Below are 20,042 nucleotides of genomic sequence, written 5' to 3' on the forward strand. Positions count from 1 at the left end.
GCTCGCGGGGGCTGTGGCCAGGCCGGCGTTGAACACTCGCTGATCCTGCACGCGACGACGGGCTGATCGCCACACCTTTTCCCACGTCGCGGGAGCGCTACTCGACCAGGCGCAGGATGCGCCCGAGCCACTCCTGGGCGGCGCGGAAGACGGAGTCGGTGTCGGCCTTGAGCGAGTGGTCGCCGGGCACCAGCACCACCTCGCGGTTGTGCGAGGGCTCGGGCTGGCCGAACGAGTCGCGCTCGCCCTGCACCACCAGCACCGGGCTCTCGACGCCGTCGAGCTCGCCGAGCCTGCTCTTCTCCGGCTTGCCCGGCGGGTGCAGCGGGAACGCCAGGCACAGCACGGCCGACGCCTCACCCGCCTCCGCCGTCCGGCACGCGACCCGCGCCCCCGACGACCGCCCACCGAAGATCAGCGGCAGGTCGGCGAACCAGCGTACGCCCAGGTCGTCGGCCACTGCCAGCCACGCCGCGTCGAGCTGCCTGGCCGGCGCAGGCGCCCGGCGACCCGCGACCCGGTAAGGCTGCTCGACCAGCGCCACGTGCACGTCGGCCGCGGTCGCGGCACGGGTGACCGCCACCAGGTCGGGCGCGGAGATACCGCCGCCCGCGCCGTGGCCGAGCAGCAACGCCGCCCGGCCCTCCTCGGCACAGTGCAGCTCGGCCCGTGCGGGGCCGTGCGGGGTGTCCACCTCGACCCTGGTCATGACTCGAACAGCGCTGCCTGCTCGGCGGGCTCCGGCACGGGCTCGGCCCGCTCCAGCAGCTCCGGGCGGTTGTTGCGGATGCTGTTGACCTCGGTCGACACCGGGTGCAGCACGAGCTCGTCGAGCACCCCGGGCTGCGGGCTCAGCAGCTCCGGGACCTCCGTGCGCTGCGGGTCCAGCCAGCCCGCCCACGCGGAGCGGGGCAGCACCAGCGGCATGCGGTGGTGTATGTCGGCGAGCTCCCCGACCGCGTCTGTGGTGACGACAGCGCAGGTGACCAGCGGGTCGCCGCTGGGCGGCCACCACGCCGAGAACACCGCGGCCAGCGCCATGCTCGCCCCGTCTCCGCGCCGGCACAGGTACGGCTGCCGCCGCTTGTCACCGGGCCGCCACTCGTACCAGCCGGCCGCGGGCAGCAGGCACCGCCGCCGCGCCGCGGACTCGGCATAGGCGGGCTTGCTGGTGATCGACTCCGCACGAGCGTTGATCATCGGCGGGCCGCTGGCGGTGTCCTTGGCCCAGGTGGGCACCAGGCCCCACCGCACCGGGCGCACGCTGCGCTCGCCACCGCGTTCGACGACGATCGGGACCGTCTTGGTCGGCGTGACGTTGTAGTCCGGCCCCACCGAACCGCCGGTGCGGTCGACCGCCTCGAACTCACCGGCCAGCGCGGCCGGGTCCTGCCGTTGGGCGTACCTGCCGCACATCAGCGCTCACCCGGGCTAACCATCATGGTCCAAACCTACCGGGGCGGGGTCCGGGTCGACGCGCTCGAGCAGCTCGGCGCCGTTGTTGCGGACGTTGTTCACCGCGGTCGACACCGGGCGCAGCTCCAGCTCGTCCACCAGGTCGCGCGTCGGCGGCGCGAGCAGCTCACCGACCTCGGCGTTGTCCGGGTCCAGCCAGCGCTCCCACACCGTCGGCGCGAGCAGCAGCGGCATCCGCTCGTGGATGTCGGTCAGCGGGCCAACGGCGTCGGTGGTCAGCACCGAGCAGCTCACCAGCGGTGGCGCGTCGGGGCCTGCCTCCGGGTCGCGCCAGGTCGACCAGATCCCGGCCATGGCCAGGCTCGACCCGTCCTGGGTGGTCATGAAGTACGGCTGCTTGACCTGCCCGTCGCGCTTCCACTCGTACCAGCCGTCGGCGGGCAGCAGGCAGCGCTGGCGCTTGATCGGGCTGCGAAAGGCCGGCTTGCTGGTGACGGTCTCGGACTTGGCGTTGATCATGCGGTTGCCGACCGAGATGCTCTTGGCCCAGCTCGGCACCAGCCCCCAGCGCATCAGCCAGATGGTGCGCTCGGTGCGCGACTCGTCGCGCTCACCGGCCTCGTCACGCGGGTGACGTGCGACGACGCTGAAGACGCTCTTGGTCGGCGCGACGTTGTAGTCGGCCCCCGGCGCGGCGTCGCCGGTCGCGTCGACCGCGGCGAACTCGGCTGCCAGCTTCGCGGGATCCTTCGTGGAGGCGTACCTGCCGCACATGCCTGGGGACCTCCTGTTTCCGGCCGTGGGACATCATCGTGACAGCACCCACCGACACGGGCGACCCCGTCCCGGGCGACCTGGAGTCCAGGTGGGGGATCATATCCGGTATGACCCAGTTCTGGCCTGCTCCAGCGGCATCCGGCGCAGTCCGCGCGACCGTCCCGGTACCCGGCTCGAAGTCGATCACCAACCGTGCGCTGGTACTGGCCGCGCTCGCCGAAGGACCGTCCACCCTGCGCGGCCCGCTGCGCAGCCGCGACACCGAGCTGATGGCCGAGGCGCTGCGCGCGCTGGGCTCAGACCTCCAGGACGGGCCGGAAGGCTCCTGGCGGGTCGCCCCGGGCCCCTTGCGCGGCCCGGCCGAGGTCGACTGCGGGCTGGCGGGCACCGTGATGCGGTTCCTGCCACCGGTCGCCGCGCTCGCCGAGGGCCGCGTCACCTTCGACGGCGACCCCAGGGCGCGGGAGCGGCCGCTGGACGCGGTGCTGAACGCGCTGCGCGCGCTGGGAGCCGACATCAGCGGCGACTCGCTGCCGTTCGAGCTGCACGGCACCGGCAAGCTCGCGGGCGGTGCGGTCACCATCGACGCCTCCGCGTCGTCGCAGTTCGTATCCGGCCTGCTTCTGTCGGCGCCGTGCTTCGAGCAGGGCGTCACCGTGACCCACGCGGGCGAGCCCGTCCCGTCGCTGCCGCACATCGACATGACGGTGTCGATGCTGCGCGCCGCCGGCGTGGAGGTCGACGACAGCACGTGGGACGTCTGGCGCGTCGCCCCCGGCCCGATCCGCGCGCTGGACCTCGACGTCGAGCCCGACCTGTCCAACGCGACACCGTTCCTGGCCGCGGCCGCGGTCACCGGCGGCTCCGTGACCGTGCCGGGATGGCCCGAGCGCACCGATCAGGCGGGCGACGCGATCCGCGACATCCTCGCCCGGATGGGCGCCACCGTGGAGCTGGGCCCGGCTGGGCTCACCGTCACCGGCCCCGCGGAGCTGGCCCCGCTGGACATCGACCTGCACGACGTCGGTGAGCTCACTCCCACCGTCGCCGCGCTGGCCGCCTTCGCGGCCGGCCGCTCCCGCCTGCGCGGCGTCGCGCACCTGCGCGGGCACGAGACCGACCGGCTCGCCGCGCTCCAGCGCGAGCTCACCGGCCTAGGCGGCGACGTCGAGCAGACCGACGACGGCCTGCTCATCGAGCCCCGCCCGCTGACCGGCGGCAACTGGCACTCCTACGCCGACCACCGAATGGCTACCGCGGGCGCGATCCTCGGTCTGCTGGTGCCCGGCGTCCTGGTCGAGGACATCGCCACCACGCGCAAGACGATCCCCGACTTCCCCGGCATGTGGTCGTCGATGCTCGGGGCGGTGGACTGATGGCCCGGCGCGGCTGGCGGGAGCTCGACGAGTCCGACGTCCGGGTTCGCCCCGGACGCCGGGGCAGCCGGCCGCGCAGCAAGCGGCGCCCGGACCACGCCGACGCCGAGGAGGCGATGGTCGTCGCCGTCGACCGGGGGCGCTGGACGTGTGCGCTCGCCGGTGACCCGGAACGCCTGGTGGTGGCGATGCGGGCCCGCGAGCTCGGCCGCACGCCGGTTGTCGTCGGCGACCTGGTCGGCCTGGTCGGCGACACCTCCGGCAAACCCGACAGCCTCGCCCGCATCGTCCGGGTCAGCGACCGCGGCAGCGTCCTGCGCCGCACCGCCGACGACACCGACCCCTACGAGCGGATCGTGGTCGCCAACGCCGCGCAGCTGATCATCGTCTGCTCGCTGGCCGACCCGCCGCCGCGCCCCGGCTTCATCGACCGCTGCCTCGTCGCCGCCTACGCGGGCGGGCTCACCCCGGTGCTGTGCCTGACCAAGTCCGACCTCGCCTCGCCCGACGAGTGGATCGAGGCGTACGCGTCGCTGGAGCTGCCGGTCATCGTCACCCGGATGGACGCCGAACCCACCGAGCTGCGCGACCGGCTGGAGCAGCGGGTCTCGGCGCTGGTCGGCCACTCCGGCGTCGGCAAGTCCACTTTGGTCAATCGGCTGGTGCCCGACGCCGACCGCGCCACCGGTGAGGTCAGCGGAGTCGGCAAGGGCAGGCACACCTCGACATCGGCGGTGGCGCTACCACTTCCGGGCGAAGGTTGGGTGGTCGACACCCCCGGCATCCGCTCGTTCGGACTCGCCCACGTCACACCCGACGACGTGATCGCGGCGTTCGAGGGTTTCGCCGAGGCGGCCGAGGAATGCCCGCCGAACTGCGGACATCTGGGCGGATCCGACGACCCCGACTGCCACCTCGGCGACTTCGCCGAGGGCAGCGGGAACAAGGAACAGCTGGCGTCGCTGCGCAGATTGCTGCGCTCCCGCGCCGGTCTGGACGAATCCTGAGATCCTGTGGCGCCGCCGCACCGTTGTTAGCGTGGAGGAGGCCCGCCACCTCCCGCCCCCAGGAGCTCGCCGATGCCACGAGCCGGGATCACCGCCGCCGTATCCGCTGGTCTCGTCCTGCTCGCCGCAGCCTGCAGCGCACCGCCGCCACGACCGTCCCCCGGTGCCGTCGCCCGGCCTGATCCCCGGCCCACCGCGGCACCGCTGATCGATTCGGTCAACCAGCGCATCGCCGAACGCGGCAGCGTCCGCGGCACCGTCACCGGCGATCTCGGTCTCCTCGGCGAGCTGACGGCCGAAAGCTCGGTGAACTACCACAAGCCGCTCGCAGACCTGTCGCTGACGGGTCACAACCAGCCGCGGAACCAGCCGAGGCAGCGCGTCGAGGTCGCGGTCGTCGACGGTGTCGGCTACCTCAACTCGCCGATGACCCGGCCGCAGCCGAACCGGCCGTGGCTGCGCATCGTCCCGGGCGGCTCCGACTTCGCCGCGAAGCTGCTCAGTCCGGCGGTGGAACAGCTTCGCGAGGCTCTCGACCCGCGGGCGGCCTTCGCCGACGTCGAGCAGGCGACCCGCATCCAGTCCAGCGGCCAGGACCAGATCGACGGCAAGCCGGTCACCCGCTACGACCTGCGCGTCGCCGCGCCGGCCGGTGAGCGCGGCTACGAGCTGTGGGTCGACGAGGCCGGCCTACCCGCCCGCTTCAGCGCGACGCGCGACGTCGCCCAGGCCGGTCGCGTGTCCCTGACCTCGACCTACCGCGACTGGGGCGCACCCACCAACATCCAGGCTCCGCCCGAGCACCTCGTCGGCGCCTTCCCGGAGGGGCCGCCGCCCGAGGCGGAGCGCCCGCCGCGCTGAGCGGAGCCGACCGAGCGTGCTGCGGGGCTGGCCCCGGGCGAAGGCATGCGGCGCATCAGCTCAGCCGGTTCTGCGCCCGCCGACGGCTCGCCCCCGGTCGTCCCACACTTGATTCCGCGCCCGCCGACAACTTCCCCACGCAGTCACCCCGCGCTTGGTTCTGCCACTGGTGGCTCCCCCACGCAGGCGTTCCACACCCGAAGGGCCACCGTCCTCGACCGCCGACACGCAGTCGCCCGGCCCGGACGCGCAACCGCCCCGACTCCAGCGGTCAGCTCACATCAGCTCCAGCAGGAAGGGCACTTCCTGCGGCGCGTACCAGGCGAGCTCGTGGTCTTCGGCCTCCCCGAGCGTGAAGTCCGCGTCCGGGTCGCCGAGGTCGGCCGCGTCGATCACCTCGGCCGCGTTGCGCACCGCCTCTTCTGCATCCGCCGAGTCGACGTGCACCGCGGCGACCTTCTTCCACGGCACCGGGCCGGACAGACGCACCACCGCGTGGTCCAGGTCCGGCCGCAGCGCCACGTCGTCGATGTCGGCGGAGACCACCACGCGGCGGAACTCCGTCTTCTCGCCCTCGCTCTGCTCACTCGCGATGAGCCTCAGCGACGCTCGCGCCGCCTCGCGCATCGCCGCGTACTCCAGTTCCTCCGTGTCGCCGCTCGCGTAGGACTCGCGCAACGCAGGCGTCAGCGCGAACGCCGTCCCGCTGAGCGGCTGGAGTTGCTTGTCCTCGACCAGTTGCCGCAACATCCGCAGCGTGGCGGGCAGATAAACCCTCATGCGTCGACCGTCCCGATCATCTCGTCCACTGCTTCCCCGATCATCGCCGCCAGCACGTCCACGTCGGACATCGCGTCCCGGTCCGCGTTGAGGCCGAAGTAGACCCCGCCGTCGTAGGAGGTCACGCCGATCGACAGCGACTGGTTCTTGGCCAGCGGGACCACCGGGAACATCTCCATCATCTTCGCTCCCGCGGTGTACAGCGGCACCTGCGGACCGGGAACGTTGGTGACCAGCACGTTGAACAGCCGGTCCGAGAAGCCGTTGGCGACCCTCGCGCCCAGCGCGTGCAGCGTCGGCGGTGCGAAGCCCGACAGCTTCACCAGCGCACCGGCCGCGACCGACTGCCCGGACTCGGCGTGCGCTCGCGTCGCGTGGCTGATGTGGTGCAGCCGCACGATCGGGTTCGCCTCGCCGACCGGCAGGTCCACCAGGTACGCCGACACCCGGTTGCCCACCGAGCCGATCGGGAGGCTGCTGGTGTCGGGGTAGGTCTCCTTCGCCGCCGCGTCGTCGGCCCGCACCGACATCGGCACCATCGCCCGCAGCGTCGTCGAACCGGACACGACCTCGCCGCGCGACAGCAGCCAGTTGCGCAGGGCTCCCGTCACCACCGCCAGCACCACGTCGTTGACGGTGCCGCCGTGCGCCCGGCGGACGCGGCGGAGGTCTTCGAGCCGGGTGCGCGCGACCGCGAAGCGGCGATGCCGCGACGTCGGTCCGTTCAGCGGGCCCACCGGAGCGGGCACCACCGCGGCCCGCAGCGCCGAGGCGAAACCGCCGAGCGTGCTCGTGACCTTCTGCACCGTCGCCGTCGCGTCGACCACGGCCGCCCGCACGTTCTCGACCACCTCGCCCGGGCTCTGCACGGCGTCGGTGACCGCTTCCAGCACGAGCTGCGAGCGGGTCGGCTGCGGCTGCGGCATCCACAGCTCCTCGCGGTCCGGTACCTCCGGTGTTCGCGAGACGTCGAGGATCACCTGCCCGATGTCGATCGCGCCGATGCCGTCGACCATCGCCTGGTGGGTCTTGGTGATCACCGCGACCCGGTTCTTCGACAGGCCCTCGACGAGGTAGATCTCCCAGAGCGGACGCGCGTGGTCGAGCTTGCGCGACATCAGGCGCGCGGCCAGGTCGTGCAGCTGGTCGTCGGTGCCCGGCTTCGGCAGCGCGGAGCGGCGCACGTGGTAGGTGATGTCGAAGTCCTGGTCGTCCACCCACACCGGGCGGGCCAGCTTGCCCGGCACCTGCATTACGCGCTGGCGGTAGCGGGGGATCAGCGCCAGCCTGCGTTCGATCATGGCCAGCACGTCGTCGTAGTCGAAGCCCGTGCGCGGTCGCCGGAACACCGCCACCCCGCCGACGTGCATCGGCGTCGTGTAGTCCTCGAGGTAGAGGAAGGACGCGTCGAGGGCGGAGAGGCGATCCGGCATGTCCGCGATATTGGCACATCGACGGCGGCGAGCGGGGACTCCCGGGCCGGGCATGTGACACTTGACGGGTGACCAGCGAAGTGTCCCCCAAAGATCGATTCGTCACCGTCTACGGCCGGAAGCCGGTGCTCGAAGCGCTGAGCGACTACGACCTGCGCGTGGACAAGGTGATCATCGCGGAGGGCCTTGGCGGAGCGGTCATCAACGAGATCAAGGAGGCCGCCGCCGACCGCGCGGTCCGCGTGCAGCGCGCGAGCGCGCACCGGGTGAAGGTGCTGGCCGGCAACGGCAGGCACGACCAGGGTGTGCTCGCCGACGTCGTCGCCCGCAAGATGCGCCCGCTAGCCGACGCCCTCGAGGACCCGGCGACCGCGCCGCGCAACGTCCTGCTCCTCGACGGCCTCACCACCCCGGCCAACGTCGGGATGATCCTGCGCACGGCCACCGCGGCCGGCATCGACGGCATCGTCGTCCCGCACCGAGGAGTCGCGGGCCTGGACCCCCTGGTCATCAAGGCCTCCGCCGGAGTCGCCTTCCACGCTCCCGTGCTGCGCGCCCAGACAGCGGGCCACGCCGCGGAGCTGCTGACCGAGGCGGGTTACCCGCTCTACGCCCTGGAAGCCGGCGCTCAGGAATCCATCTACGAAGCCGACTTCGGTTCCCGCGCGGTGTTCGTGCTGGGCAGTGAAACAGCCGGCCTGTCGGAGGACGTGCAGACCCGCATCGCCCAGTCCGTCTCCATCCCCATGCGCGGCGGAGTCGAATCCCTCAACGTCGCAAGCGCGGCCGCGGTGCTCTGCTTCGAACTCCTCCGCCGCGCCGGCAAATAACGCAAGCGAGCAGAAACAGAAAAGGGGCGGCCCCGACCCGGGGCAGCCCCACACACCACACCACACACCCAGCCGGCCGCCGTACCACCCAACAAACCGGCCACCACAACACCCACACGCCCACAAGACACACACACACACAAAGACGTTGGGGCAGGTTCCGCCCCGTCAGGCAGCTCCCGTCCCCGCCACACCCAACACCCCAGCAAGCCCCGGAAACACGAAAATGGTGGGGTCACCCGAATACTCGGGTGACCCCACCATCTCTCGTTGATTGTCGGCGGTGTCCTACTCTCCCACACCCTGTCGAGTGCAGTACCATCGGCGCTGGCAGGCTTAGCTTCCGGGTTCGGAAAGGGACCGGGCGTTTCCCCACCGCTATCGCCACCGACAAACCCCACCCCACCACACACCCACGTGCAGGCAGGAAACCTTAGGGCTCCACACAGTGGAACATTCAATTATGTGTCTGATTGTTGTTTCAGACACCGTATAGTGGATGCGCAGCAACCTTTGTGAACAAGTCCTCGGCCTATTAGTACCCGTCCACTCCATCCATTACTGGACTTCCATGTCGAGCCTATCAACCCAATCATCTCTTGGGGGCCTTAACCCACAAAGGGGAGGGAGACCTCATCTAGGAACAGGCTTCCCGCTTAGATGCTTTCAGCGGTTATCCCTTCCGAACATAGCCAACCAGCCATGCCCCTGGCGGGACAACTGGCACACCAGAGGTCCGTCCGTCCCGGTCCTCTCGTACTAGGGACAGCCTTCCGCAAGTCTCCTACGCGCGCGGCGGATAGGGACCGAACTGTCTCACGACGTTCTAAACCCAGCTCGCGTGCCGCTTTAATGGGCGAACAGCCCAACCCTTGGGACCAACTCCAGCCCCAGGATGCGACGAGCCGACATCGAGGTGCCAAACCATGCCGTCGATATGGACTCTTGGGCAAGATCAGCCTGTTATCCCCGGGGTACCTTTTATCCGTTGAGCGACACCGCTTCCACCAGCCAGTGCCGGATCACTAGTCCCTGCTTTCGCACCTGCTCGACCCGTCAGTCTCACAGTCAAGCTCCCTTATACACTTACACTCAACACCTGATTGCCAACCAGGCTGAGGGAACCTTTGGGCGCCTCCGTTACCCTTTAGGAGGCAACCGCCCCAGTTAAACTACCCACCAGGCACTGTCCCTGAACCCGATCAGGGCCCGAGGTTAAGATGCCCAGAACGACCAGAGTGGTATTTCAACAACGACTCCACACCCACTAGCGTGAGCGCTTCCCAGTCTCCCACCTATCCTACACAAGCCGAACCAAACACCAATACCAAGCTATAGTAAAGGTCCCGGGGTCTTTCCGTCCTGCCGCGCGAAACGAGCATCTTTACTCGTACTGCAATTTCACCGGGCCTGTGGTCGAGACAGCGGAGAAGTCGTTACGCCATTCGTGCAGGTCGGAACTTACCCGACAAGGAATTTCGCTACCTTAGGATGGTTATAGTTACCACCGCCGTTTACTGGCGCTTAAATTCTCCGCTTCACCCCCAAAGGGGCTAACGGGTCCTCTTAACGTTCCAGCACCGGGCAGGCGTCAGTCCGTATACATCGTCTTACGACTTCGCACGGACCTGTGTTTTTAATAAACAGTCGCTTCTCCCTGGCCTCTGCGGCCACCACCAGCTCCCGCCGCACGGACGTTCACCAGCAATGGCCCCCCTTCTCCCGAAGTTACGGGGGCATTTTGCCGAATTCCTTAACCACAGTTCACCCGACCGCCTCGGTATACTCTACCTGACCACCTGTGTCGGTTTCGGGTACGGGCCATGCACACACTCGCTAGAGGCTTTTCTCGGCAGCATGGGATCACTCACTTCACCACCACGGCTACGCATCACCCCTCACCCCTATGGCATGCGGATTTACCTACACACCGGGCTACAGGCTTACACCAGTACTACCACTCACTGGCAGAGCTACCCTCCTGCGTCACCCCATCACTTGACTACCGCGGAATCAGGTCCCATGCACCAACCATGCTCGTCCGAAAACTCACACAGCCAGCGGATGGTTAGTCTCAACCGTTTCACCATGGACGCATATGCACGGGTACGGGAATATCAACCCGTTATCCATCGACTACGCCTGTCGGCCTCGCCTTAGGCCCCGACTCACCCTGGGCGGACGAACCTGCCCCAGGAACCCTTAGTCATCCGGCGGCAGAGATTCTCACTCTGCACTCGCTACTCATGCCTGCATTCTCACTCCCACACACTCCACACCAACCTTACGGCGGCACTTCACTGCATGCAGGACGCTCCCCTACCCAACACAACATCAGTCGCATTGACACGGCTTCGGCGGTGTACTTCAGCCCCGCTACATTGTCGGCGCAGGACCACTTGACCAGTGAGCTATTACGCACTCTTTCAAGGATGGCTGCTTCTAAGCCAACCTCCTGGTTGTCTCAGCGATCCCACATCCTTTCCCACTAAGCACACACTTAGGGGCCTTAGCCGGTGTTCTGGGCTGTTTCCCTCTCGACGACGAAGCTTCTCCCCCGCCGTCTCACTGCCACGCTTCACCCAAGGCGTATTCGGAGTTTGGCTGACGTCAGTAACCTGATAGGGCCCATCAGCCAACCAGTGCTCTACCCCACCCGGGAAACACGCAACGCTGCACCTAAATGCATTTCGGGGAGAACCAGCTATCACGGAGTTTGATTGGCCTTTCACCCCTACCCACAACTCATCCCCCAGGTTTTCAACCCTGGTGGGTTCGGGCCTCCACACGGTCTTACCCGCGCTTCACCCTGGCCATGGGTAGATCACCCCGCTTCGGGTCTGCACCACGCGACTCAACGCCCTCTTCAGACTCGCTTTCGCTCCGGCTACCCCACACACGGGTTAACCTCGCCACGCAGCAGCAACTCGCAGGCTCATTCTTCAAAAGGCACGCCATCACCCAAAGGCTCTGACGGATTGTAGGCACACGGTTTCAGGAACTCTTTCACTCCCCTCCCGGGGTACTTTTCACCATTCCCTCACGGTACTATCCGCTATCGGTCACCAGGAAGTATTTAGGCTTAGCGAGTGGTCCCGCCAGATTCACAGCGCCCTCCACGGAAACGCTGCTACTCGGGAACACCACCACACGCAGTGCATCGATTTTCGCCTACGGGACTCTCACCCACTCCGGCCAGGCATCCCAACCTGTTCAACTAACCAACACACACACGCTGAAGAGTCAGCAGCCTCCTCCAGCAGCGCCCCACAACACCGCACACGCAACCCCTGCCAGGTATCCCACATGCACGGTTTAGCCTCCTCCGCTTTCGCTCGCCACTACTCACGGAATCACCAGTGTTTTCTCTTCCTACGGGTACTAAGATGTTTCACTTCCCCGCGTTCCCCCCAACACCCTATACATTCAGATGCTGGTAACCCGACATCACTCGGGCTGGGTTTCCCCATTCGGACATCCTCGGATCACAGCTCGGTTGACAACTCCCCGAGGCATATCGCAGCCTCCCACGTCCTTCATCGGCTCCTGGTGCCAAGGCATCCACCATGTGCCCTTTCAAACTTGGCCACAAAGATGCTCGCATCCACTATACAGTTCTCAAACAACAACCAGAAGACAACACACAAGCGTGTTCCCTCAGGACCCAACAACGTGCCAACAACCTCCACACCAACACACACAACATTGGTGAACGGTCAGCGTTTCCACTAATCCTCCGAGCACCCACAACAGCACCACACACGGGCACTACGCTGCGGACACCCCACCGAACTCAGTTCGATGGAAGTGAATGCTGCTCCTTAGAAAGGAGGTGATCCAGCCGCACCTTCCGGTACGGCTACCTTGTTACGACTTCGTCCCAATCGCCAGTCCCACCTTCGACCACTCCCCCCCACAAAGGGTTGGGCCATGGGCTTCGGGTGTTACCGACTTTCATGACGTGACGGGCGGTGTGTACAAGGCCCGGGAACGTATTCACCGCAGCAATGCTGATCTGCGATTACTAGCGACTCCGACTTCACGGGGTCGAGTTGCAGACCCCGATCCGAACTGAGACCAGCTTTAAGGGATTCGCTCCACCTCACAGTATCGCAACCCTCTGTACCGGCCATTGTAGCATGTGTGAAGCCCTGGACATAAGGGGCATGATGACTTGACGTCATCCCCACCTTCCTCCGAGTTGACCCCGGCAGTCTCCCGCGAGTCCCCACCATTACGTGCTGGCAACACAGGATAAGGGTTGCGCTCGTTGCGGGACTTAACCCAACATCTCACGACACGAGCTGACGACAGCCATGCACCACCTGTACACCAACCACAAGGGAAACCCCATCTCTGAGGCAATCTAGTGCATGTCAAACCCAGGTAAGGTTCTTCGCGTTGCATCGAATTAATCCACATGCTCCGCCGCTTGTGCGGGCCCCCGTCAATTCCTTTGAGTTTTAGCCTTGCGGCCGTACTCCCCAGGCGGGGCGCTTAATGCGTTAGCTACGGCACAGGAACCGTGGAAACAGTCCCCACACCTAGCGCCCAACGTTTACGGCGTGGACTACCAGGGTATCTAATCCTGTTCGCTCCCCACGCTTTCGCTCCTCAGCGTCAGTATCGGCCCAGAGACCCGCCTTCGCCACCGGTGTTCCTCCTGATATCTGCGCATTTCACCGCTACACCAGGAATTCCAGTCTCCCCTACCGAACTCAAGTCTGCCCGTATCGACCGCAAGCTGAAGGTTAAGCCTCCAGTTTTCACGAACGACGCGACAAACCGCCTACGAGCTCTTTACGCCCAATAAATCCGGACAACGCTCGCACCCTACGTATTACCGCGGCTGCTGGCACGTAGTTAGCCGGTGCTTCTTCTACACCTACCGTCACCCGAAGGCTTCGTCGATGTCGAAAGAGGTTTACAACCCGAAGGCCGTCATCCCCCACGCGGCGTTGCTGCGTCAGGCTTTCGCCCATTGCGCAAGATTCCCCACTGCTGCCTCCCGTAGGAGTCTGGGCCGTGTCTCAGTCCCAGTGTGGCCGGTCACCCTCTCAGGCCGGCTACCCGTCGTCGCCTTGGTAGGCCATCACCCCACCAACAAGCTGATAGGCCGCGGGCTCATCCTGCACCGCCGGAACTTTCCACACACAGACCATGCAGCCATGTGTCCTATCCGGTATTAGACCCAGTTTCCCGGGCTTATCCCAGAGTGCAGGGCAGATTACCCACGTGTTACTCACCCGTTCGCCACTCATCCACACCCGAAGATGCTTCAGCGTTCGACTTGCATGTGTTAAGCACGCCGCCAGCGTTCGTCCTGAGCCAGGATCAAACTCTCCAACAATGACTGTCGAAAACAATCCCAGCAGACACTCAAACAACCCCACAGGGTCGGAGCGCCATACTCAAAGAAACCACCAAACCCCGACAAACAACCACAAAAACCCTGGTCATCCACGAGATTCAGGGGCATAAAAACTACACTAACCTAAATCATCGGCACGCTGTTGAGTTCTCAAAGAACACACCCACACCATCACCCCGACCCCAATTTCAGGCCGCGAAGCTCCGGGGAGCATTTCCTCTCGCTTGTGTCCACCACACTAGCAGCACTCAAATTCGGCGTTTTCAGGGGGGTCACTTCCGCGTTCCCCGCTCGAACCCAACCAAAACCCTCGAGCCACTGCATGGAGTTGTGAACACCAGTCAAGCTAACAAAAGCTCACTTTGTGTTTCGAGGCCGCCCACTCTACCACCCGAAGGCAGGAGCTTGGTTCGCAACCCCCGTCAGTGCCCGGCCCGTTTCTGTCCGGCCCGTTCCGCTCTGACACGAAGAAATCTACAGCACCCTGAACACCCCCTGAACACCACCCCCCATTAACAACAAAACACCAGGTCAGGGGGCATGAATGCGGTTGTGGAGGCTGATTGGGCGCAATGGCCGGTGGTCACACGTTCCGGTCAATGTCGGCTCGGAGGTGACCGGATCCGGGGTCGTCGTCTCTCAGTAATGCGGGAGATCAACAGATCCAGGGGAGGTTCCATGACCGCAGTCCTGACTCCGGCCGGTGCCGAGGTGACCGACAGGACCGCTTGCGCGCTCGCCCGCTCCGCCGGCGAGCAGATCCTCGACGTCCTCGCGGGGCGGAGGTCCCTGTCCCAGCTGCGCCGGCATCTGTCGACTCCGGTCGCGGCACTGCTCCTGGCGCTCCTGCCCCGGTGGTACGCAGAGGGCCCGGACCACCGGCTGCGTTCCGTTCACGCGAGCCTGACCGATGACCACACGGTCGAGGCTTGCCTGATCGTCGGAACCACCAGCCGGGTCCGGGCCCTGGTGATGCGACTCGAGCAGGAGGAAGCACGGTGGGTGTGCACCGTGCTGTCCCTGCTGTGAGCTCAGCGCCGCTTGTTCTTCTTCGCCTCCGCACGCGCCGCCGCGCGGCGCTCGCGCCGGCTGCTCGTGCCGTTGCCCTGCTCACCGGCGGACTCGCTGGTGGTCTGGACGCCACCCTGCTCCGTCGGGCCGGAGTAGTTCAGCCGCTGCTTCTCCGGGGCGTCGAGGCCCTTTCCGCGCAGCGGCGACGGGGCCTGCGTGGTGGTGCCGGGAAGCTGGCTGAGCGCAGGGCCCGCCGACGTCTGCTTCGCGCGCTTGACCTGCGGCTGCGCCGCAGCGGCCTCCGCGGCCGCCTGCAGGTCGGGGGTCGGCTCCGCGGACCGGCTGACCGACACCGGCACGGAAGGCTGCTCGGGTGCTGGCTCCGGCTCGGCGGCTTCGACCTGCACGTTGAACAGGAAGCCGACCGACTCCTCCTTCAGCGCGTCGAGCATCGCGTGGAACATGTCGAAGCCCTCCCGCCGGTACTCCACCAGCGGGTCGCGCTGGGCCATGGCCCGCAGACCGATGCCCTCCTTGAGGTAGTCCATCTCGTAGAGGTGCTCGCGCCACTTGCGGTCGAGCACGCTGAGCACCACCCGGCGCTCCAGCTCCCGCATCGCCCCCGGGCCGACCTTGCCGTCCACCTCGGCCTCGCGCTTGGCGTAGGCGGCCTCGGCGTCGGCGAGCACTTCTTCGAGTAGCCGCTCCTTGCTCAGGTCCTCGTCGCTGTCGACCAGGGCCTCCCAGCTGACCGAGACCGGGTACAGCGTCTTGAGCGCCGACCACAGCTTCTCGAAGTCCCAGTCCTCGGCGTAGCCGTCGGCCGTCGCGGCGTTGACGTACTCGGTGACGACGTCGCGGATCATGTGCTTGACCTGCTCGTGCAGGTCCTCGCCCTCCAGCACGCGGCGGCGCTCGTCGTAGATGACGCGGCGCTGCTGGTTCATGACCTCGTCGTACTTGAGGACGTTCTTGCGGATCTCCATGTTCTGCTGCTCGACCTGGGTCTGAGCGCTGCGGATCGCGCGGGTGACCATCTTGTGCTCGATCGGCACGTCGTCGGGCACCTTCAGGCGGGTCATCACCGTCTCGACCATCGCGGCGTTGAAGCGGCGCATCAGCTCGTCGCCGAGCGAGAGGTAGAACCGGGACTCACCGGGGTCGCCCTGCCGGCCGGAGCGGCCGCGGAGCTGGTTGTCGATTCGGCGGGACTCGTGGCGCTCGGTGCCCAGCACGTAGAGGCCGCCGAGATCGCGGACCTGCTCGGCCTCGACCTCGACCTGCTCCTTGATCTTCTCGACCACCGCGGGCCACGCGGCCTCGTACTCCTCGCGGTTGTCCACCGGGTCCAGGCCGCGCTTGCGCAGCTCGGCGTCGGCGAGGTGGTCGACGTTGCCGCCGAGCACGATGTCGGTACCGCGGCCGGCCATGTTCGTCGCCACCGTGACGGCGCCCTTGCGGCCCGCCTCGGCGATGATCGCGGCCTCCGACTGGTGGTACTTGGCGTTGAGCACGTTGTGCGGAACGCCCTTCTTCACCAGCAGCTTCGCCAGGTACTCGGAGCGCTCGACGCTGGTCGTGCCGACCAGGACCGGCTGGCCCTTGCGGTTCTTCTCCTCGATGTCATCGGCGACCGCCTCGAACTTGGCGACCTCGCTCTTGTAGACCAGGTCGGGCTGGTCGGCCCTGGCCATCGGGCGGTTGGTCGGGATCTGCACCACACCGAGCTTGTAGGTGCCGTTGAACTCGGCGGCCTCGGTCTCGGCGGTACCGGTCATGCCGGCGAGCTTCTCGTAGAGGCGGAAGTAGTTCTGCAGCGTGATCGTGGCCAGCGTCTGGTTCTCGGCCTTGATCTCGACGCCTTCCTTGGCCTCGATCGCCTGGTGCATGCCCTCGTTGTAGCGGCGGCCGTGCAGGATGCGGCCGGTGAACTCGTCGACGATGACGACCTCGCCGTCGCGGACGATGTAGTCCTTGTCGCGCTTGTAGAGCTCCTTGGCCTTCAGCGCGTTGTTGAGGTAGCCGACCAGCGGGGTGTTGGCCGCCTCGTAGAGGTTCTCGATGCCGAGCTGGTCCTCGATGATCGTGACGCCGTCTTCGGTCACACCGACCGTGCGCTTGCGCTCGTCGACCTCGTAGTGCTGGTCCTTCTTCAGCATCGGGGCCAGCCGGGCGAACTCCTGGTACCAGCGCGAGGACTGGTCGGCCGGGCCGGAGATGATCAGCGGCGTCCGGGCCTCGTCGATCAGGATGGAGTCGACCTCGTCGACGATGGAGAAGAAGTGGCCCCGCTGCACGCAGTCGGCGAGGCTCCACGCCATGTTGTCGCGGAGGTAGTCGAAGCCGAACTCGTTGTTGGTGCCGTAGGTGATGTCGGCCGCGTAGGCGTGGCGCCGCTGCTCCGGCGTCATGTCGGCCATGATCGCGCCGACCTCGAGGCCGAGGAAGCGGTGCACCCGGCCCATCCAGTCGGCGTCGCGCTTGGCCAGGTAATCGTTGACCGTGACCACGTGCACGCCCCGGTCGGCGATCGCGTTGAGGTAGGCGGGCAGCACGCAGGTCAGCGTCTTGCCCTCACCGGTCTTCATCTCGGCGATCTGACCGAGGTGCAGGGCGGCCCCGCCCATCAGCTGGACGTCGAAGTGGCGCTGGCCGAGCGTGCGCCGCGCGCCCTCACGCGCGACCGCGAACGCTTCGGGCAGCAGCTCGTCGAGGGACTCGCCGTCGGCGTGCCGACGTTTGAACTCATCGGTCTTGGCCCGCAGCTCGGCATCTGACAGCGCGAGAACGTCATCTTCAAGCTCGTTGATGTGCGCCGCGATCCTGCGCAGGCGCTTGAGCATCTTGCCCTCACCGGCGCGGAGCAGTCGGGACAGGACCATCCGGTCGACCTCACTAGCTGATCGTGACGCGTCCGTCACGGACGCTTTGCGGTCATCGTATTAGAGCTGGTCGGAGAACCTCGACGTCCCCGCGAACGTCGCTGTCCCCCGCGAACCACGGTACGCGGGGGACAGCTCGAGGGGTCGTCGTTGGCGCAGACTCGCCCGTCACCCAGTGGGGGACTCGGCGAGCCTGATCACTCCGTAGTCGAATCCCTTCCGGCGGTACACCACGCTGGCGCGACCGCTGTCGGCGTCGGAGAAGAGGTAGAAGTCGTGACCGACGAGCTCCATCTGGTAGAGCGCCTGGTCGACCGTCATGGGCTCGGCCGTGTGCTCCTTCTCGCGGACGATCCGTCCCGGCTCGTACCCGTCGTCGGAGCTCCAGCGCTGTTCGGGCACCTCGGCGGTGTACTCGGCGCTCTCCTCCTGCTCCTCCTGTTCCTCCTGGGGGGCTTCGAGCAGGGCGGTCCTCCCGCCTGAGTTCCCGGTCACCACCGTCCGGTCGGCCATCGCGGCCGTCGCCTGCGCCACGGAAGTCGGGTTGTGCTGGCCGTAGTGCACCTTCCTGCGGTCGCACATCCGGCGGAGGCGCCCTTCGAGCTTGGTCGTCGCGGCGTCGAGAGCGGCGTAGAAATCGCCTGCGGCTGCTTCGGCGCGCACCGGTGTGCCCTTGCCCTTGAGGGTGATCTCGACGCGCTGGCAGGTCTTCGCCTGCCGCGGGTTGCGTTCGTGGAAGAGCTCCACATCCGCCCGGATGGTCTTCTTGCTGTACCGCTCAAGCCGAGTCAGCTTCTCGTCGACGTGCTGCCGGTAGTGGTCGGGCACCTCAACGTTGCGACCCTTGACGACGATGTCCATTCACGACCTCCGTTTCCGAATTTCGTGCGCCCGTGAGCGACGGTCACGAAGAGCGCCGGAAAGGTGATCTCAGCTCACTTCCGGCGCCAGGGACATGGGCTTCGCACTCCTTCCCGCAGCCCGGGTACGGCTGATTGGTGGCACGTTAGCTCTCTTTACCGATTTGTGACACCCCCCGAGTTGGGCGAAGTCAAGCGGCCACCGAGGGTGATTGCCGCCACCGTTGGAAGCACTGGCCACGCGTGCGGGAGAAAAGCCGATCGGGCGATGCTCGCAGGAAGTTTCACCCGTTCGGCCCACTCGCGGCGTTGCGCCCCGCGAGCGCTCGTCCCGGTCCGGTTCGGCCAGCTCACACCCGGGGAACGAGTGCGCGGCGGCGTGTGTTCCTGGCCCCTCCGGGTGCCGGGGGCGCCACTCGTTCGTCCCAGCCGGCCGTGGCGGTGAGCGCGAGAACGGCATCGACGGCCATTCCGGACGAATCCAGCGCGCGCAGACAGCTCGCGGCGGTCGCACCGGAGGTCATGACGTCGTCGACGAGCACCGTCCGGACGCCGTCACCGCGGTCCCGGAGGGTTTCGGGCGCAAGTCGACCGGTTCGGACCAGCACCCCGCCGGTCAGGTTACGGACCCGTTCAGCGGAGTCGAGCCCGGCGGAGTCGCGGACACCCCGGCGCAGGACCAGGCAGTCGACGACCTCCGCGGACCAGCGGTCATCGGATGACTGGGCATTGGGCGGGTGGGCGTTGGGTTGCTGCTTGGCTCGTGGATGGTCGCGGGACGGCTGCACTTCGTGGGGTGCGATGGCGAGTGGCGCACCGGTGGGTTCGGACATCGCTTCGGCCATGTGCATGGCGACCCGGGTCATGTGGGCGCCGCCCCTCCTGCGCGACGCGATCGGCCGGGAGGGCGCCGGGATGAGCAGGCAGTGCGCAGGCTCCCAGCCGTGCAGGGCGGCGATTCCGCGCAGCCCGGTGGCCAGCCGCTCGCCGAATGGCGCGGCGAGGTGCCGCTGCCCGGACTCCTTGTAGGCGAGCACGGCGCGGCGGGTGCTGCCGCGGTAGCCGCCCAGCGCGTACGCCGGCGGCGCAGGAGGCAGTAGAGGCCGTCGCTGCCGCTGGAGACCTCCGAGGTCTCGAGCGCATTCGTCGCACAGGGAGGCACCTCTGCGACGGCAGCCGGCGCAGTGCAGGGGGAAGAGCAGGTCGGCGAGGCTGGAGAGCGCTTCGCGGAGTCGGGTGGCCATCCGGTGAGCATGGCCGGAATCGCGATCGGACTCACCGAGGCGTGTCGGGGACGCTCACGCGAGGCAGGGTGAGGCAAGGGCCAGCGACCTGCGACGGGGCGAGGCGTGGGTCCGCGACAGGCCCAAACCTGACTGGGCGAGGCCATGGGTCAGCAACCTGTGACGGGACGCGGCATGGGTCAGCGTCCCAACTC

13 protein-coding genes and 3 rRNA genes are annotated in these 20,042 nt (G+C 67.0%); 5 read left to right on the forward strand and 11 right to left on the reverse strand.

Features of this window, described 5'->3' with window-relative positions:
* Positions 1-97 precede the first annotated feature (97 nt).
* From HUO13_RS32245 to HUO13_RS32255, 3 genes are read right to left on the reverse strand one after another with little or no spacing between them, the layout of a single operon-like run.
* Positions 98-709: an alpha/beta hydrolase family protein gene (locus tag HUO13_RS32245; protein WP_211898687.1), complete on the reverse strand. Its 612-nt coding sequence runs from the start codon at positions 707-709 to the stop codon at positions 98-100.
* A complete protein-coding gene (locus HUO13_RS32250; RefSeq protein WP_211898688.1) occupies positions 706-1,416 on the reverse strand; it encodes an SOS response-associated peptidase in 711 nt (236 codons plus the stop codon). Before HUO13_RS32250 ends, HUO13_RS32245 begins: the two co-directional genes overlap by 4 nt.
* A 15-nt stretch (positions 1,417-1,431) precedes the next feature.
* Positions 1,432-2,190, reverse strand: coding sequence for an SOS response-associated peptidase (locus HUO13_RS32255; RefSeq protein WP_211898689.1), 759 nt, complete (start codon positions 2,188-2,190; stop codon positions 1,432-1,434).
* A gap of 110 nt (positions 2,191-2,300) precedes the next feature.
* Here HUO13_RS32255 and aroA point away from each other — a divergent pair, with 110 nt between their 5' ends.
* From aroA to HUO13_RS32270, 3 genes are all read left to right on the forward strand, one after another.
* On the forward strand, positions 2,301-3,569 hold the full coding sequence (gene aroA, locus HUO13_RS32260; protein ID WP_211903309.1) for a 3-phosphoshikimate 1-carboxyvinyltransferase: 1,269 nt from the start codon (positions 2,301-2,303) through the stop codon (positions 3,567-3,569).
* The gene (gene rsgA / locus HUO13_RS32265) at positions 3,569-4,576 is read left to right on the forward strand and encodes a ribosome small subunit-dependent GTPase A (RefSeq protein ID WP_211898690.1); all 1,008 of its coding nucleotides are present in this window, start codon (positions 3,569-3,571) and stop codon (positions 4,574-4,576) included. Before aroA ends, rsgA begins: the two co-directional genes overlap by 1 nt.
* A 72-nt stretch (positions 4,577-4,648) precedes the next feature.
* The gene (locus tag HUO13_RS32270) at positions 4,649-5,437 is read left to right on the forward strand and encodes a hypothetical protein (RefSeq protein WP_211898691.1); all 789 of its coding nucleotides are present in this window, start codon (positions 4,649-4,651) and stop codon (positions 5,435-5,437) included.
* A 276-nt stretch (positions 5,438-5,713) separates the two neighbouring features.
* On the opposite strand, the gene HUO13_RS32275 is transcribed toward HUO13_RS32270, so the two are convergent.
* Entirely contained in the window at positions 5,714-6,217 is a 504-nt protein-coding gene (locus tag HUO13_RS32275) for a DUF6912 family protein (protein ID WP_211898692.1), read from the reverse strand.
* Entirely contained in the window at positions 6,214-7,650 is a 1,437-nt protein-coding gene (locus tag HUO13_RS32280; protein WP_211898693.1) for a WS/DGAT/MGAT family O-acyltransferase, read from the reverse strand. The genes HUO13_RS32275 and HUO13_RS32280 overlap by 4 nt, the downstream gene beginning before the upstream one ends.
* Before the next feature lie 68 nt (positions 7,651-7,718).
* On the opposite strand from HUO13_RS32280, the gene HUO13_RS32285 reads away from it, so the two are divergent.
* Entirely contained in the window at positions 7,719-8,480 is a 762-nt protein-coding gene (locus tag HUO13_RS32285) for a TrmH family RNA methyltransferase (protein ID WP_211898694.1), read from the forward strand.
* Between the two features lie 275 nt (positions 8,481-8,755).
* On the opposite strand, the gene rrf is transcribed toward HUO13_RS32285, so the two are convergent.
* The 3 genes from rrf to HUO13_RS32300 form a co-directional block, all read right to left on the reverse strand.
* Positions 8,756-8,872, reverse strand: a 5S ribosomal RNA gene (gene rrf / locus HUO13_RS32290).
* A 123-nt stretch (positions 8,873-8,995) separates the two neighbouring features.
* Positions 8,996-12,068 (reverse strand): 23S ribosomal RNA (locus HUO13_RS32295).
* 237 nt (positions 12,069-12,305) lie between these two features.
* Positions 12,306-13,830 (reverse strand): 16S ribosomal RNA (locus tag HUO13_RS32300).
* The 16S, 23S and 5S rRNA genes sit together here, the layout of an rRNA operon.
* A 699-nt stretch (positions 13,831-14,529) precedes the next feature.
* Between HUO13_RS32300 and HUO13_RS32305 the strand changes: the two genes are divergently transcribed.
* Positions 14,530-14,880, forward strand: coding sequence for an Rv3235 family protein (locus HUO13_RS32305; protein ID WP_211898695.1), 351 nt, complete (start codon positions 14,530-14,532; stop codon positions 14,878-14,880).
* 2 nt (positions 14,881-14,882) lie between these two features.
* On the opposite strand, the gene secA is transcribed toward HUO13_RS32305, so the two are convergent.
* The 3 genes from secA to HUO13_RS32320 all read right to left on the reverse strand — a co-directional run bounded on the left by secA (position 14,883) and on the right by HUO13_RS32320 (position 19,848).
* On the reverse strand, positions 14,883-17,744 hold the full coding sequence (gene secA / locus HUO13_RS32310) for a preprotein translocase subunit SecA (RefSeq protein WP_211898696.1): 2,862 nt from the start codon (positions 17,742-17,744) through the stop codon (positions 14,883-14,885).
* Between the two features lie 168 nt (positions 17,745-17,912).
* Positions 17,913-18,605 carry a ribosome hibernation-promoting factor, HPF/YfiA family gene (hpf, locus tag HUO13_RS32315; RefSeq protein WP_211898697.1) on the reverse strand — a complete coding sequence of 231 codons (693 nt, stop codon included), beginning with the start codon at positions 18,603-18,605 and terminating at the stop codon, positions 17,913-17,915.
* A gap of 349 nt (positions 18,606-18,954) precedes the next feature.
* On the reverse strand, positions 18,955-19,848 hold the full coding sequence (locus HUO13_RS32320) for a ComF family protein (RefSeq protein ID WP_211898698.1): 894 nt from the start codon (positions 19,846-19,848) through the stop codon (positions 18,955-18,957).
* Positions 19,849-20,042 lie beyond the last annotated feature (194 nt).

This window comes from Saccharopolyspora erythraea (assembly GCF_018141105.1).
Lineage (GTDB): Bacteria > Actinomycetota > Actinomycetes > Mycobacteriales > Pseudonocardiaceae > Saccharopolyspora_D > Saccharopolyspora_D erythraea_A.

Bases quoted from the DNA above. Each gene is read 5' to 3' on its own strand.
- HUO13_RS32245 (WP_211898687.1), bottom strand. From the start codon at position 709: ATGACCAGGGTCGAGGTGGACACCCCGCACGGCCCCGCACGGGCCGAG.
- HUO13_RS32250 (WP_211898688.1), bottom strand. From the start codon at position 1,416: ATGTGCGGCAGGTACGCCCAACGGCAGGACCCGGCCGCGCTGGCCGGT.
- HUO13_RS32255 (WP_211898689.1), bottom strand. From the start codon at position 2,190: ATGTGCGGCAGGTACGCCTCCACGAAGGATCCCGCGAAGCTGGCAGCC.
- aroA (WP_211903309.1), top strand. From the start codon at position 2,301: ATGACCCAGTTCTGGCCTGCTCCAGCGGCATCCGGCGCAGTCCGCGCG.
- rsgA (WP_211898690.1), top strand. From the start codon at position 3,569: ATGGCCCGGCGCGGCTGGCGGGAGCTCGACGAGTCCGACGTCCGGGTT.
- HUO13_RS32270 (WP_211898691.1), top strand. From the start codon at position 4,649: ATGCCACGAGCCGGGATCACCGCCGCCGTATCCGCTGGTCTCGTCCTG.
- HUO13_RS32275 (WP_211898692.1), bottom strand. From the start codon at position 6,217: ATGAGGGTTTATCTGCCCGCCACGCTGCGGATGTTGCGGCAACTGGTC.
- HUO13_RS32280 (WP_211898693.1), bottom strand. From the start codon at position 7,650: ATGCCGGATCGCCTCTCCGCCCTCGACGCGTCCTTCCTCTACCTCGAG.
- HUO13_RS32305 (WP_211898695.1), top strand. From the start codon at position 14,530: ATGACCGCAGTCCTGACTCCGGCCGGTGCCGAGGTGACCGACAGGACC.
- secA (WP_211898696.1), bottom strand. From the start codon at position 17,744: ATGGTCCTGTCCCGACTGCTCCGCGCCGGTGAGGGCAAGATGCTCAAG.
- hpf (WP_211898697.1), bottom strand. From the start codon at position 18,605: ATGGACATCGTCGTCAAGGGTCGCAACGTTGAGGTGCCCGACCACTAC.
- HUO13_RS32320 (WP_211898698.1), bottom strand. From the start codon at position 19,848: ATGGCCACCCGACTCCGCGAAGCGCTCTCCAGCCTCGCCGACCTGCTC.